This window comes from Streptomyces sp. NPDC030143, assembly GCF_055573695.1.
The window spans coordinates 25266-39915 of record NZ_JBVIAY010000028.1; the positions used below are offsets into that span (position 1 = coordinate 25266).

The 14650-nt window shown below is 72.3% G+C and carries 14 protein-coding genes; 10 read left to right on the top strand and 4 right to left on the bottom strand.

Annotated features, from left to right (window positions below; all coding sequences use genetic code 11):
* The first annotated feature begins 333 nt into the window (after positions 1-333).
* The 5 genes from ACZ4YY_RS32530 to ACZ4YY_RS32550 all read left to right on the top strand — a co-directional run bounded on the left by ACZ4YY_RS32530 (position 334) and on the right by ACZ4YY_RS32550 (position 4241).
* Entirely contained in the window at positions 334-2538 is a 2205-nt protein-coding gene (locus ACZ4YY_RS32530; protein WP_468298460.1) for an ATP-dependent DNA helicase UvrD2, read from the top strand.
* 166 nt (positions 2539-2704) lie between these two features.
* On the top strand, positions 2705-3031 hold the full coding sequence (locus ACZ4YY_RS32535; protein WP_468298462.1) for a hypothetical protein: 327 nt from the start codon (positions 2705-2707) through the stop codon (positions 3029-3031).
* Between the two features lie 174 nt (positions 3032-3205).
* Complete coding sequence (locus ACZ4YY_RS32540; protein ID WP_030038270.1) at positions 3206-3574, top strand: WhiB family transcriptional regulator; 369 nt, start codon at positions 3206-3208, stop codon at positions 3572-3574.
* Positions 3571-3894: a hypothetical protein gene (locus ACZ4YY_RS32545; protein WP_468298464.1), complete on the top strand. Its 324-nt coding sequence runs from the start codon at positions 3571-3573 to the stop codon at positions 3892-3894. The genes ACZ4YY_RS32540 and ACZ4YY_RS32545 overlap by 4 nt, the downstream gene beginning before the upstream one ends.
* Before the next feature lie 134 nt (positions 3895-4028).
* Positions 4029-4241, top strand: coding sequence for a hypothetical protein (locus ACZ4YY_RS32550; RefSeq protein ID WP_468298466.1), 213 nt, complete (start codon positions 4029-4031; stop codon positions 4239-4241).
* A 127-nt stretch (positions 4242-4368) separates the two neighbouring features.
* On the opposite strand, the gene ACZ4YY_RS32555 is transcribed toward ACZ4YY_RS32550, so the two are convergent.
* The gene (locus ACZ4YY_RS32555; RefSeq protein WP_468298467.1) at positions 4369-5739 is read right to left on the bottom strand and encodes an ABC1 kinase family protein; all 1371 of its coding nucleotides are present in this window, start codon (positions 5737-5739) and stop codon (positions 4369-4371) included.
* Positions 5732-6946: a TOMM precursor leader peptide-binding protein gene (locus ACZ4YY_RS32560; RefSeq protein ID WP_468298469.1), complete on the bottom strand. Its 1215-nt coding sequence runs from the start codon at positions 6944-6946 to the stop codon at positions 5732-5734. Before ACZ4YY_RS32560 ends, ACZ4YY_RS32555 begins: the two co-directional genes overlap by 8 nt.
* A gap of 240 nt (positions 6947-7186) precedes the next feature.
* On the opposite strand from ACZ4YY_RS32560, the gene ACZ4YY_RS32565 reads away from it, so the two are divergent.
* From ACZ4YY_RS32565 to ACZ4YY_RS32580, 4 genes are all read left to right on the top strand, one after another.
* Complete coding sequence (locus ACZ4YY_RS32565) at positions 7187-7783, top strand: M48 metallopeptidase family protein (RefSeq protein WP_468298471.1); 597 nt, start codon at positions 7187-7189, stop codon at positions 7781-7783.
* 188 nt (positions 7784-7971) lie between these two features.
* A complete protein-coding gene (locus ACZ4YY_RS32570; protein ID WP_468298473.1) occupies positions 7972-9669 on the top strand; it encodes a TerD family protein in 1698 nt (565 codons plus the stop codon).
* Between the two features lie 11 nt (positions 9670-9680).
* Positions 9681-10361: an AIM24 family protein gene (locus tag ACZ4YY_RS32575; protein ID WP_468298475.1), complete on the top strand. Its 681-nt coding sequence runs from the start codon at positions 9681-9683 to the stop codon at positions 10359-10361.
* A gap of 16 nt (positions 10362-10377) precedes the next feature.
* Positions 10378-11133 (top strand): AIM24 family protein, encoded by a 756-nt coding sequence (locus ACZ4YY_RS32580; protein WP_468298477.1) that lies wholly within the window; start codon positions 10378-10380, stop codon positions 11131-11133.
* A 159-nt stretch (positions 11134-11292) separates the two neighbouring features.
* On the opposite strand, the gene ACZ4YY_RS32585 is transcribed toward ACZ4YY_RS32580, so the two are convergent.
* Together ACZ4YY_RS32585 and ACZ4YY_RS32590 are read right to left on the bottom strand one after the other, a co-directional pair.
* Positions 11293-11808 carry an NUDIX hydrolase gene (locus ACZ4YY_RS32585; protein WP_468298479.1) on the bottom strand — a complete coding sequence of 172 codons (516 nt, stop codon included), beginning with the start codon at positions 11806-11808 and terminating at the stop codon, positions 11293-11295.
* Entirely contained in the window at positions 11805-13244 is a 1440-nt protein-coding gene (locus ACZ4YY_RS32590) for a zinc-dependent metalloprotease (protein ID WP_468298481.1), read from the bottom strand. The genes ACZ4YY_RS32585 and ACZ4YY_RS32590 overlap by 4 nt, the downstream gene beginning before the upstream one ends.
* A 193-nt stretch (positions 13245-13437) precedes the next feature.
* On the opposite strand from ACZ4YY_RS32590, the gene ACZ4YY_RS32595 reads away from it, so the two are divergent.
* Entirely contained in the window at positions 13438-14547 is a 1110-nt protein-coding gene (locus ACZ4YY_RS32595) for an SDR family oxidoreductase (protein ID WP_468298483.1), read from the top strand.
* Positions 14548-14650: the final 103 nt, after the last annotated feature.

The following is a 14650-nucleotide window of genomic DNA, read 5'->3' on the forward strand; positions in this document are numbered from 1 at the left end:
GACGCCGGTGGCACGGCAGCAGACCCTCGCCCGCCGAACGGGACACCCGCCACATCGCGGGAGACGCCCGCCCCGCCGAACGGGACACCCGCCCCACCGGAGGCACCCACCCCGCCGGTGGGACGCCGGTGACACGGCAGCAGACCCTCGCCCCGCCGAACGGGAACCCGCCACACAGCGGGAGACCCCGCCGCACCGAAGACGCCCACCTCACCGGACGACGGAAACACACACCCGCCGCCACACAACGCCCGACCCGCATTCGTACGACCGCAGCTGCCCGCCTGTGGACAACCGGCTCGTCCGCCACCGGCGACCTGGCAGCATTGCCGTGTGACAGCAGCAACGCACTCCACCCTCTTCCCGCAGGTACCGGACTCGGCCGACGCGGTGCTCGAAGGGCTCGACCCCGAGCAGCGCGAGGTCGCCACCGCCCTGCACGGTCCCGTGTGCGTGCTGGCCGGAGCCGGCACCGGCAAGACCCGGGCGATCACCCACCGCATCGCCTACGGCGTACGCGCCGGCATCCTCCAGCCCTCCAGCGTCCTCGCCGTCACCTTCACCAACCGCGCCGCCGGAGAGATGCGCGGCCGACTGCGCCAGCTCGGCGCCCAGGGCGTCCAGGCCCGTACCTTCCACTCCGCCGCCCTGCGTCAGCTCCAGTACTTCTGGCCGAAAGCCATCGGTGGCTCCCTGCCCCGACTCGTCGACCGCAAGATCCAGCTCGTCGCCGACGCGGCCGCCGCCTGCCGCATCCGCCTCGACCGGGGTGAGCTGCGTGACACCACCGCGGAGATCGAGTGGTCCAAGGTCACCCAGACCGTCCCCGCCGACTACGCCCTCGCCGCGGCCAAGGCCGGCCGCGAAACCCCCCGCGACCCCGCGGAGATCGCCCAGCTCTACGCCGCCTACGAAGACCTCAAGCGCCGGCGCGCCGTCATCGACTTCGAGGACGTCCTGCTGCTGACCGTCGCCGTCCTGCAGGACCGCCACGACATCGCCGCACAGGTCCGCGCCCAGTACCAGCACTTCGTCGTCGACGAATACCAGGACGTCAGCCCCCTCCAGCAGCGACTGCTCGAACTGTGGCTCGGCGACCGCGACGACCTGTGCGTGGTCGGCGACGCCAGCCAGACCATCTACTCCTTCACCGGAGCCACCCCCGACCACCTCCTCGACTTCCGCACCCGCCACCCCGGAGCCACCGTCGTCAAACTGGTCCGCGACTACCGCTCCACCCCCCAGGTCGTCCACCTCGCCAACGGGCTGCTCGCCCAGGCCCGCGGCCGCGCCGCCGACCACCGCCTGGAACTGATCTCCCAACGCCCCCCCGGACCCGAGCCCGCCTACACCGAGTACACCGACGAGCCCGCCGAAGCCGAGGGCGCCGCCCGCCGCATCCGCGAACTCCTCGCCGCCGGGGTCCCGGCCGCCGAGATCGCCGTCCTGTTCCGCACCAACGCCCAGTCCGAGACCTATGAACAGGCCCTCGCCGACGCCGGAGTGCCCTACCAGCTGCGCGGCGCCGAGCGGTTCTTCGACCGGCCCGAGGTCCGCAAGGCGATCACCAACCTGCGCGCCGCCGCCCGGTTCGGAGGCAACGACACCCTCCTCGAGGACGCCGTCGACCTGCCCTCCCAGGTACGAGCCGTCCTCTCCGGCGAAGGCTGGACCCCCCAGCCCCCCGCCGGCTCCGGCGCCGTCAGGGAACGCTGGGAATCACTGGCCGCCCTGGCCAACCTCGCCCAGGACTTCTCCGCCGCCAGACCCGGCACCACCCTCGCCGACCTGGTCGCCGAACTCGACGAACGGGCGAGCGCCCAGCACGCCCCCACCGTCCAGGGCGTCACCCTCGCCTCCCTGCACTCGGCTAAAGGCCTCGAATGGGACGTCGTCTTCCTCGTCGGCGTCGCCGAGGGCATGATGCCGATCACCTACGCCAGGACCGACGAGCAGATCGAGGAGGAACGCCGCCTCCTCTACGTCGGCGTCACCCGAGCGCGCGAACGCCTCCACGTCTCCTGGGCCCTCAGCCGCTCACCCGGCGGCCGCCCCAACCGCCGCCCCAGCCGCTTCCTCGACGGGCTGCGCCCCGGCTCCGGCACCAGCGCCGGACGCGGCGGCACCGGTGCCTCCGGAGGCGTCGAGCGCGGCTTCGGCGCCACGGTCACCGGCACCCCCGCCGCACCCCGCCGCACACAACGCGTCCCCGCCCGCTGCCGGGTCTGCGGCCGCACCCTCACCGACGCCGGCGAGATGAAGCTGATGCGCTGCGAGGACTGCCCCTCCGACATGGACGAAGGCCTCTACGAACGGCTGCGGTCCTGGCGCGCCCTCCAGGCCCGACGCAACGGACAGCCCGCGTTCTGCGTCTTCACCGACAAGACGCTGATGGCGATCGCCGAGACCGTCCCCGAAGAGGCGGGCGAACTCGCGCGCATCCCCGGCGTCGGCACGCGCAAGCTCAACCGCTACGGAACCGATGTCCTGGCCATCTGCGCAGGCCGGGAACCGGAGGGAGACCAGAAAGGCGACTGACGCGAACTCGTCGAAAAAATAGTTTGCGCATGCCCCAGCAATCCCCATAGGTTCTTAGGCACGAGAGCAGCGGCCTTCTCGGAGGCCCTGATTCCGTGCTGTACTTGCATATCCGTCGGACTGGGCTCACCCCCGGTCCTCGAGACGCCGAGAGGAGGCGATTCCAGTGATCATCATCAACACCAGCTCCACCACCCGCACCGCCAAACTGACCGATCGCTCGATCGTCTCCACGTGCATGCTCGGCGCCTCGAACCTGGGCACCGGTCTGTCCGGCATTCGTGCCGACCGACTGGCGTCCTCCTCCGTTGCCTCCGCGGGCCTTCCCGTCCGCGAGCGCAATGAGCGACCGACCAAGGCACTGGAAGCAGTAGCGGCGCAGGCGCAGGCCTATGCCTTTGCGGCAGCCGGTGCCGGATTCCGGAAGCAGACGACGCAGCACCACCAGATGTGGGCCTTCCGTGGGCCAGAACCCTGGAGTGATCCAGCCTGATCGATGATCAGGCCGGCGCCTTCAGGGCCGCGGAACCCCATCCGGGATCCGCGGCCCTTCTGTTGTCCCCGAACGGGGACGACAGGGCGAAGGGGCCTCGGGACAAGAAAAGAACCCGGTACCAGCCGCCACCGGCCCCACAGGGCCGGACCGACCAGACGAGGAAGACGACCCGTGCAACTCGAAGCGCACGCCCCGTCCGTACCGCCTTCCGAAACGATCCCCCCGCCCGGCCTCACGGAGGACTCCACCTTGACCCCGCTCACCGCGCTCACCGCGCTCGACGACGCCATCGAGAACCTCGGCGTACCCGTCCCCTGCCGCTCCTACGACCCGGAGGTCTTCTTCGCCGAGTCGCCGGCGGACGTCGAGTACGCCAAGTCCCTCTGCCGCACCTGCCCGCTGGTCGAGGCCTGCCTCGCCGGCGCCAAGGAGCGCCGCGAGCCCTGGGGCGTCTGGGGCGGCGAGCTGTTCGTCCAGGGCGTCGTCGTCGCCCGGAAGCGGCCGCGTGGCCGCCCGCGCAAGAACCCGGTCACGGCATGAACACCGCAGGAACGATCGACCGCCCCCTCACGCACGACCCCAAGAAGCAGGCCCCGATGAAGCCGTCCACCAACGAGCCCGCCGGCTCCGCTACCGAAGACGTCACCACCACCGGCGCGATCGACTCGCGTCAGAACAGGACCCGCGAGATGCAACTCATCCCAGAAGCCCTGGCCCGTGCGCATATGCACGAGCGCCTGCACGAGGCCGAGCAGGAACGCCGGGCCGTGCGCCTGGTGACCGCCCGCCGGATGCAGCGCCGGGCCGAGCGCGCCTCGATGCGCGCCCGCCGTGCGCTCGCCATGGCCGTCATGCAGTAACCACTCCCACCTGAAGCGGTGGCCTCCCCCAGGGGAGGCGAAGCTCTCCCCGCGGGGGCCGGTCCGTCCGAACGGACCGGCCCCCGCGGTGCTTTGCCGCGCGAACCACCGACCCCGGCGCTATCGTCCGGAGCATGACGAGTCCTTCCGGCGGCAGCGACCCCGACGGCTCCCCGACTGAGCCCCGCCCCCTCGTGTGCGCCCGCTGCGGCACCCGGGCCGAGGCCCCGGCGCCCGTGACCTGGACCTGTTCCGTGGAGAACGACGTGCGCCACTACTTCTGCGATCTCTGCGCCCGGGAGAACCTCAGGGCGATCGAAGGGCGGCTGGACTCCTCCTGGTGGTGAGGCCCTGGGAGATTCCTCGCGGGCTTCGGGGTTTCCCCAGGACTTCGGGGGCTTCCCCCTCCCCCCTCCCTCCCCGCCCCACCCACCCACCCACCCCAAGCCGCTCAGCGGAGTGCCCGGCGGCCGGTCACGCCTCGGCCACCGACTCCTCCACCTCCAGGTCGTCCTCCGCGACGAACCCCGGAAGCCACTCCTCCAACTCCTCGCGCAGCCGCACCGTCGCCCCCAGCTGACACAGCACCCCGATCGTGCTCAGGGTCACCCGGTGTATCAGGAGGTAGGCGGGCGGCAGGTTGAGCTGCTTGCCGAGCTGGTGGGCGGGGGAACGGGGGTCGGCGATCCTCGCCGCCTGGCTGCGCATCCAGTCGCGTGTGAAGGTGAACTCCTCCACCCGGGCCGGTTCGATGATCGGCAGGAGGTAGTCGAGGACCGCCTCCGGGTCCAGCTCGATGGACTCCTTCACGAAGCCCTCCGCGCAGAGCAGTTCGTAGACCGCCTCGGCCTCGCCGTCGAGCGTCATCCGCAGGGACTGGCCGATGGGGTCGGGCAGCCCGCCCTGGAGGCGGTCGACGGTGCCGAAGTCCAGGACGCCCAGGCGCCAGTCGTCCTCGCCGTCCGGGCCACCGGGCAGGAGACGGAAGTTGCCGGGGTGCGGGTCGGCGTGCAGCAGGCCGGTGCGGGCCGGGCCGGAGAAGAGGAAACGGGACAGCAACTGGCCGGCGCGGTCCCGCTGCTCGGCGGTGCCTCGGGAGATCACCTCGGACAGGGGCACGCCGTCGATCCACTCGGTGACCAGGACCTGGTCGCACTGGTGGACCACCGCCGGCACCACCACGTCGGGATCGCCGGCGAACTCCTCCGCGTGGGCCTGCTGGGCCCGGGCCTCCAGGGCGTAGTCCAGTTCCTCGGAGACCCGGTCCCGGAGCTCGGTGATCAGGGGTTTGACGTCCATCCCCGGGATGAGAGGCCCCAACAGACGTGCGAAGCGACTCAGTTGGGACAGGTCGGACAGCAGGGCCTCGCCCGCGCCGGGGTACTGGACCTTGACCGCGACGTCCCGCCCGTCGTGCCACACCGCTCGGTGCACCTGGCCGATCGAGGCCGCCGCGGCCGGTTTGTCGTCGAACTCGACGAACAGCTCCGACCAGTCCTCACCGAGCCGCTCCGCCAGCACAGCGTGCACGGTCCGGGTCGGCATCGGCGGCGCCGCGTCCTGGAGTTTGGTGAGGGCGGCGCGGTAGGGGCCGGCGACCTCCTCGGGCAGGGCCGACTCGAAGACGGACAGGGCCTGCCCGAACTTCATCGCGCCGCCCTTCAGCTCGCCGAGGACCTTGAACAACTGGTCGGCCGTGCGCTGTTGCAGCTCGCGGCCGACGATCTCCGCCGACTCGCCCACGATCCGCTTGCCCAGGCCCCAGGTCGCCCGGCCGGCGAAGCCGAGTGGCAGCGCGGCGAGCTTGGCGGTCCGGGTGACCGCCTTCCGGGGAAGATCAGACATGCGCCCTCCAAGTCCCAGACAGCCGCGCCGCGTCCGCTGTACGGCCCAACTCCTTCGAATGCCGTTGCTCAGTCATTGTCTCGCGCGACTGCGGGTCCTCGGAGGTGTGATCCCCCATACCTTTCTCCGCGGCTCCGCACGGGCATGCGGAATGAGCCCACAGCGGTCGCGCATGCCACTGTAGGGCGGGCAGTGAGATCTCCCAGCGGGCCCCCGCGCTCGAGGGGAGCCGGCCGTCGAGAAAGGTGAGCGCGTGGGCGGCCGCCAGGCCGGCGACGGTCGTCGCCAGTGCCAGGTCGCAGGCCCGGGCCGGGCGGCGTCGGCCCGAGTTCCACTGCGCGACCAGACGCGGCCAGGTGGCGTCCCGGTCGGTGCGGGCCTGGTGCAGGCAGCCGGCGCAGCCCGTCTCGCCGGGCAGCACGAGGGGGCCGACGACACCGGTCGCCTCCACGACTCCGGCGTAGAGGTGTGGGGTGCCCGAGGCGATGAGGTCGTCCGTCGTCGAGGGGTCGGGTGCGTGCACCGCCACGTCGTCGCGCGGGGCGATGACCACCAGGGAGAAGCCGGGCGGGCCGGTCTCGCCCCGCTTCCCCGGGCCCCTGCGGGGTGGGCGGTCCGGTGCGGCCCGGCGTACCGCGCGGCGGGCCGCCTCGTCCCGTCGCTCGCCGACCGCCTCGGCGGACAGCCCGCCCGGGGCCACGTCACCCGGCTCGACGCTCCCGCCGTCCCGCACGTCGACCTCGCCGATGCCCGCGCCGGACAGCAGTGACGCCAGCACCGCGCCCACCCGGCCCGCGCCGCGCACCTGCACGCGCAGCCGGCGTCGGGCGGCGAGGTGGCTCATCGCCCCGCCCGGTTCTGACGTCGTGAGCGACAGGGAGGCGAGGTCGGGGCGCAGCCGGTCGAGGACCTCCGTCCTCTCTCGCAGGGCGTCCGCGTCGGGGCCGCCCCCGCGGGCGTCGTCCAGCAGGCCCGCCCCCTCCAGCCGCTCCACCAGTTGGTCGACATGCCCGTCCGGCAGATCCATGCGGCGGCCCTCCTCGCGCAGGAGGGCGAGTCCGCGGGTGCCGTCCAGGAGGTCCAGGAAGCTTCCCGTGGCCACGTCCATCGGGCCGAGCGTCATTGCGTGCGCCGGTGCCATCCCGAACTGCACGGTGTTGAGGTCGCGCCAGCCGCGCCGCAGCGCGGGTTTCACCATCGGATGCATCGAAGGCCCCCGTCAGCCAGAAAGTCCCCGTACGTCGGCGGAGCGGGGGCGTGGGGGTGACCTCGCTCCGCCGACGAGTGCCAGGATGCCGGGGGCGGCCGGTCGGTGGGGAAAGTTGTCCACAGGGGTGGGGGATTCGTCGTACTAATCCGTCGTTCGGGGTGCAGGGCGGGTGAGGGATCGAAACCCGGCCGTTCCGGAGTCGGGACTTCCCCCGTGGGCATTGGGTAACGTCGGGGCGTGTCCGCCGACCCCCTCCACCGCGCCGGAACGGCGCAGCGCAGCACGACGAGTCCGCCGTCCGGCGGCTCGGGGGCGAGCGCGATCGAGGTCCGCAGGAGCGCCCGACGGCGTCGCACGGTCTCCGCGTACCGCGAGGGCGATCGCACCGTCGTGCTCATCCCCGCCCGGATGTCCGAGGCCGAGGAGCGGCGCTGGGTGCGGGTGATGCTCGACAAGCTGGCTGCCCAGGAGAGCCGGCGCGTGCCCGGCGACGCCGAGCTGGCCGAGCGCGCCGAGCGGCTGTCGGGGCAGTACTTCGACGGCCGGGCCCGTCCCACCACGGTCCGCTGGGTCACCAACCAGAACACGCGGTGGGGCTCGTGCACCCCGGCCGAGGGCAGCATCCGTCTGTCGCACCGGCTGAAGGGCATGCCCGAGTACGTCATCGACTACGTGCTGCTGCACGAGCTGGCCCATCTGCTGGTGCCCGGCCACGGCCCCGACTTCTGGCGGCTGCTGGAGGCGTACCCGCGCACCGAGCGGGCCCGCGGCTATCTGGAGGGTGTCGTCGCCGCGGAACGTCTGCCGCATCCGCCCACCGCGCGCGAGGATTAGTGAGGCCCCGCGCGCGAGGAGCTGAGATCACCCGCGCGCGAAGTGAGATCGCCGGGCGCGAGGAGTGAGATCGCCGGGCGAGGGGCGAGGGTTGTGTACCGGGTCTGTACCGACTTCGTCGGGTGTCGGATTTTGCCGTTAGCCTGGCGCGACGCACTCGCACTCGGGATGGGGGACGGTCGTTACGCATGCCCAGGGAATTCCAACGCGGCCACAAGGCCAGGATCAGTGACCTCACGGCGGGCACGGATCTGTACGTAGGCGTGCAGATCTCCGCCCCCGGCCTGACCTTCGACATCAGCTGCTTCGGTCTCGACGCCGACGAGCGCCTCTCGGACGACCGGTACTTCGTCTTCTTCAACCAGCCGAAGTCCCCGGAGGAGTCCATTCAGCTCCTGGGTGCCCAGGCGGGAGACACGGAGTCCTTCCGCGTCACCCTCGACCGGATCCCGGCGCAGATCCACAAGCTGTCCTTCACGGCGACCATCGACGGCGCCGGCCAGATGTCGCAGATCGGCCCCGGGTACCTCCGCATCGTCGCCGGTGGTGAGGAAGTGGCCCGGTACGCGTTCGACGGCTCGGAGTTCTCCACCGAGCGGGCCGTGATGCTGGGCGACTTCTACCTCAAGGACGTCTGGCGTTTCGCGGCCGTCGGGCAGGGCTTCGACGGCGGCCTGGAGGCGCTGCTGAGGAACTTCGGCGGCGAGGTCGCCGAGGAGGAGCCCGCCGCGCCGCAGCAGCCGCAGTCCGGTGCCACCCCGGGCTTCGCCCCGCCGGCCCGGTCCGTCGCGCCGCCCGCGTTCGGCGCCCCGTCAGCCCCGGCGCCCGCGCCGGCGGCCCCGCAGCCCGCGGCGCAGGGCTTCGCGCCCCCGCCCGGAACGACGCCGCCGCCCGCCCCGGCGCAGCCCGTGCACACCGCGCCGACCGTCGTGGCGCCGATGACACCTCCCGGCGGCGTCCAGGTGCCGCCCCCGGCGCCCGCTCCCGCGCCCTACGGCCAGCCCGGTCAGCAGCCGCCCTACGGTCAGCCGCCCCAGCAGCACCAGCCGTACGGCCAGCCCGCCGCCCCCACCGCGCCGCCGCCCCCCGGCTACGGCCAGCCGCCGGCCCCGCAGCCCGGCTACGGGCAGCCCACCCCGCCGCCCGGCTACGGCCAGCAGCCCCCGTTCGGGCAGGTGCCGGGCCAGCAGGCGTACGGCGTGCCGCAGGGCGCACCCCAGGGCGGCGCCGGGGTGTCCGCCGCGCTCCAGCAGTTCAAGGAGACGCCCACCGGGCAGCGTTGGACGCAGCAGAACAAGAAGCTCGTCCGCGTCGATCTCGGCATCGGCGGGCAGCCCGTCCTCGCCCGCCAGGGCAGCATGGTGCTCTACCAGGGCAAGGTCGACTTCAGCTACAAGGGCGCCGGGTTCTCGGGCCGGATCGTCGGCAACGCCACCGGCCAGGAGATGCAGCTGATGCGCTGTACCGGCCAGGGACAGGTGTTCCTCGCCGAGAACTCGACGATGCTGCACCCGATCGAGCTCCAGGGCGACGGCATCTGCGTCTCCGCGGAGAACGTCCTCGCCTTCGACGAGGGCCTCCAGTACGAGGTGCGCCGCATCGAGGGCCACGGCATCCCCGGCGGCGCGCTCTTCACCATGCAGTTCACGGGCACCGGCACGATCGTCGTGAAGACGCACGGCGCGCCCGTCGTGCTGCCGGTCACGCCCACCACGTTCGCCGACTGCAACGCCGTCGTCGCCTGGTCGTCCGCTGCCCAGGTCGTGGTCTCCAGCCAGGTGCGGATGCGCCGCAACGCCTACCCGGGCGACACCGGTGAGAGCGTCAACCTGCAGTTCCGGGGCGCGCCCGGCAACTTCATCGTCGTCCAGCCGTACGAGGTCTGAGGGAGCCCGTCATGAACCAGCCGCTCGCGGGCTACGCCCCCGCACCCGTCACCGCCCGCATGGAGAACCACGGCAACCACATGCTGAAGGTCGCCCTGCAGACCGGGAACGACCTCCTCGCGCGCGTGGGCTCCATGGTCGCCTACGAGGGCTTCATCCAGTACGAGCCCAACCCGCCGGCCGTGCGCCAGATCGCGCGCGACTGGATGACCGGCGAGGGCGCGCCGCTGATGAAGTGCTCCGGCGACGGCCTGCTCTACCTCGCCGACTACGGCGCCAACGTCGTCGTGATCAACCTCAACGGCGACGGCATCTCCGTCAACGCCACCAACCTGCTGGCCTTCGACGCGCACCTCACCTGGGGTGTCGAGAGGGTCAAGGGGCTGGCGAAGTTCGCCGGCCAGGGACTGTGGAACACCAAGATCTCGGGGCAGGGCTGGGTGGCGCTGACCTCCCGGGGCAAGCCGATCGTCGTCGACTGCGGCGGCGGCGAGAACGAGACGTACGTCGACCCCGACGCGCTCGTCGCCTGGTCCCCGAACCTCAAGGTCAAGGGCAAGCGCAGCTTCCGCGCGCAGTCGCTCATCGGGCGGGGCAGCGGCGAGGCCTACCAGATGGCCTTCTCCGGGGAGGGCATCGTCGTCGTCCAGCCCAGCGAGGACAGCACCGACCGCCTCCGGGTCCGGGGCTGAGGGAGAGCCGAGTCACATGCAGAGTTCGCTTTTCGCCTACAACGACCAGCAGACGCAGGAACGTTGGAGCCTTCAGAACAAGCACATGCTCCGCGTCGCCCTGGAGGGGCACGACGACATCCTGGCCCGCAAGGGAACGATGGTCGCCTACCAGGGCCTCGTCGAGTTCGACGCCGAGTACCAGAGCAACGGGCAGTCGCGTTCGCGTGCGCACACCGGGGAGGGCCTGGACCTGATGCGCTGCCACGGGCAGGGCACGGTCTACCTCGCCAACCTCGCCCAGTACACCCACCTCGTGGAGGTGGAGCAGGACGGCCTGACCGTCGACAGCAGCTACGTCCTCGCCATGGACTCCTCGCTGCACCACGAGGTCATCGCCGTGGACAGCCTGTACGGCATCTCCGGGTCCGGGAAGTACCAGCTCAACATCACCGGCCGCGGCCGGGTCGCCCTGATGACCTCGGGTGCCCCGCTGATGATGCAGGTCACACCCGACAAGTACGTCAACTGCGACGCGGACGCGATCGTGGCCTGGTCCACCGGCCTGCGCGTGCAGATGCAGGCCCAGACGCACTCCTCGGGGGTGTGGCGCCGGCGCGGCAACACCGGTGAGGGCTGGGAGCTCAGCTTCATGGGCACCGGTTTCGCCCTGGTCCAGCCGAGCGAGCTGCTGCCGCCGCAGAACGCCCAGATCGGCTCCGGCCTCGCCGCGCAGTACGGCATGGGTCAGCAGGGCGCGCGGGGACAGAACCAGGGCAACGTCTGGAGCTGACCCCTCGGAAGCGGTCCGGTCCCGCACGCTCCGGCCGGCGAGGGTAAAGGGTCCTTGCACTATGAGTGCTTGATCAGGCCGCGCGGCCCAGGCGGGCACAGTGCAAGGACCCCTAAGGGGCGGTCACCATGGTGGTCGCCCCTTACCCGTGCGCCGAGCTCACAGTCGCGCCCGGGTCGCCTCCACCAGGCGCACGACCGACTCGTCCGCCACGCCCGCGACCTCGTCGTAGCCGAACCAGCGCAGGTCGAGGGACTCGTCACTGATCGCCTCCACGGCCCCGCGCGGGGCGATCGCCGCGTACTGCACATCGAGGTGCCAGGCGCACGGTGTGCTGTGCCGGTCCAGACGCACCGGCCCGCCGGGCAGCAGGCTCAGCCCCGGCACGCCGGACTCCTCGGTCGCCTCGCGCAGGGCGGCGCCCGCCAGCGTGTCGTCGGCCGGCTCGCAGTGCCCGCCCATCTGCAGCCACATCCGCAGCTTCCTGTGGAGGGTCAGCAGCACCCGCCCGTGCTCCGGGTCGACCACCAGGGCGCTCGCCGTGACGTGCCCGTCCGCGCAGGCCTTCCACATGCCGTCCGGGTGGGTCTCCAGATGCTCCAGGTACATCCGGCGCAGCTCCGGCTGGTCCTCGTAGCCCTTGAGTACGAGGACCGCGTCGTCGTGAAGGCTCACTCGCCGTCGTCGCCCTTGTCCTCGTCCTTCTTCCGCACATCCGGCTTCTCGCCGGAGCCGCCGCTCGCGGCCTCGCCGAGCATCTTGTCCAGCTCGGAGAAGTCGAGGTGCTCGCGGTGGACGAAGCCGTCCGGGTCGTCCAGGTCGGCGGCCGTCGGCAGCATGTCCGGGTGCGCCCACAGGCCGTCACGGCCGTCCACCCCGCGCGCGTCCGTCAGCGAGGCCCACAGCCGGGAGGCGTCGCGCAGCCGACGCGGGCGCAGCTCCAGACCGATGAGCGTGGCGAACGTCTGCTCCGCGGGACCGCCGGTGGCGCGACGGCGGCGCAGCGTCTCGCGCAGCGCGTCCGCGGACGACAGGCGCGGCTTCGCGGCCGCGTGCACCACCGCGTCCACCCAGCCCTCGACCAGCGCCAGCGCCGTCTCCAGACGGGCCAGGGCGGCCTTCTGCTCCGGGGTGTCCTCCGGCTGGAACATGCCCTGCTGGAGGGCGTCCTGCAGCTGCTCGGGGTTCTGCGGGTCGAACTGGCCGACCACGTCCTCCAGCTTGGCCGTGTCGACCTTGATCCCGCGCGCGTAGCCGTCGACCGCGCCGAACAGGTGCGAGCGCAGCCACGGCACATGCGCGAAGAGACGCTGGTGGGCGGCCTCGCGCAGCGCCAGGTACAGGCGCACCTCGTCCTTCGCGACGCCCAGGTCCTTGCCGAACGCCTCGATGTTCACCGGCAATAGCGCGGCCTTGCCGGCCGGGCCGAGCGGCAGGCCCACGTCGGTCGAGCCGACGACCTCGCCCGCGAGGACGCCGACGGCCTGCCCGATCTGCGAGCCGAACATGGCGCCGCCCATCGAGCGCATCATGCCGATCAGCGGGCCGGCCATGGCCTGCATCTCCTCCGGCAGGACGTCGCCCATGGCCGCGCCGACGCGCTCGGCGACCGGGTCCACGAGCTCCTTCCACGCGGGCAGGGTCGCCTCGACCCACTCCGCGCGCGACCACGCCACCGCCGTGTTGGCGCCGGACGGCAGGGACGTCGCGTCGTCCAGCCACAGGTCGGCCAGGCGGACGGCCTCCTGGACCGCGGTGCGCTCGGCGGTGCCGACGCTCGCGTCCTTCACACCGTCGGCGGTGCCCTGGGCGACCGTCTGGCGCGCGATCTGCTTGGCCATGTCCCAGTTCACCGGGCCGCCCTCGTAGGAGAGCATCTGGCCCAGCTGCTGGAACGCGGCACCCAGGTCGGTGGGGTTCAGCGAGCCGAACATGGCAGCGAGCGGATTGTCCGCGCCGGGGCCGCCGAAGCCGCCGGCTCCCGGGAACCCGAAGCCGAACGGGTTGGCCGGTCCCTGACCACCGCCGCTCTGCGGGTCCTTCTTCTTGCCCTCGTCGCCGTCGTCCGGCTCCTCCGGCGGAAGGCCGAATCCGAATGGGGTGTCACTCACGGGGTTCCTCGGCTGGTAAGGCCACCGGCTCTGGTCCGGCGGCGCGGCTGCCCTGCAACACCACCCAGCGTAGACACCCCGGCTCGATCGGGCCTCGGTGCTTCGCCGACTCTCGGCCTGCGGCAGGATGGATGCCACCTGGTACGTACGCGTCCCTCGCGCCCGTATGGAAAACAACCGCTGGAGACACCTGGTGAGTTCCCCAGATCCGCAGGTTCGCGCAGCGCGAAACCACGCAACCCCCGCCGCTGGGCGCGGGCCCGTCGTCGCCGTGACCGGCGCGGCGACCGGCGTGGGCGCGCTGCTCACCGAGCGCCTCGCCGCCTCGGACGAGATCAAACAGGTCGTCGCCATCGACGAGCGGCGCGGCGAGTGCGACGAGGCGCAGTGGCACATCCTCGACGTGCGCGACCCCGCGATCGCCGACAAACTGCGCGGCGCGGACGTCGTGGTCCACCTCGCGCTCGACCTCGACCTGGGGAGTGACAGCGCCGCCCGGACGGCCTACAACGTGCGCGGGACCCAGACCGTGCTGACGGCCGCCGCGGCGGCCGGCGTGCACCGCGTGGTGCTGTGCACCTCCGCCATGGTCTACGGGGCGCTGCCCGACAACGAGCTGCCGCTGTCGGAGGACGCGGAGCTGAAGGCCACCGCCGAGGCGACCGGCGTCGGGGACCTGCTGGAGATCGAACGGCTCGCACGACGCGCCCCGCGCGCCCATCCGGGACTCAACGTCACCGTGGTGCGCCCCGCGGTGCTCGTCGGCGGCACGGACACCGCGCTGACCCGCTACTTCGAGTCGCCCCGGCTGCTCGTCGTCGCCGGATCGCGGCCGGCCTGGCAGTTCTGCCACGTCGAGGACCTGTGCGGGGCCCTGGAGTACGCCGTCCTGGAGAAGGTCGACGGCGAACTGGCCGTCGGCTGCGACGGGTGGCTGGAGCAGGAGGAGGTCGAGGAGCTCAGCGGCATCCGGCGGATGGAGCTGCCCTCGGCCGTCGCCCTGGGCGCCGCGGCCCGGCTGCACCGGATCGGCCTCACCCCGTCCCCGGCGGGGGACCTGGCGTACACGATGTACCCGTGGGTGGTCAGCGGCAGCCGGCTCCACGACGCCGGCTGGCGGCCGCAGTGGACCAACGAGGAGGTCCTCGCGGAGCTGCTGGAGGAGGTGTCCGGGCGGCACACCGTGGCCGGACGGCGACTGGGCCGCAAGGACGCGACGGCGGCCGGAGCCGCGGGCGCGACCGTGGCGCTGCTGGGTGCCGCGGCCGTGGTCCGCAGAGCCCGCAAGGCCCGCCGCAGATAGCGCGGAGCCCGACGGCGGCGGCCGTCGGTCCCTCCTGTAGGAGCCTCCGAACCGCTACGCGCGCGTGCCGGGCGATGACGCTATTCCCGCCCCCGCCCGGCAT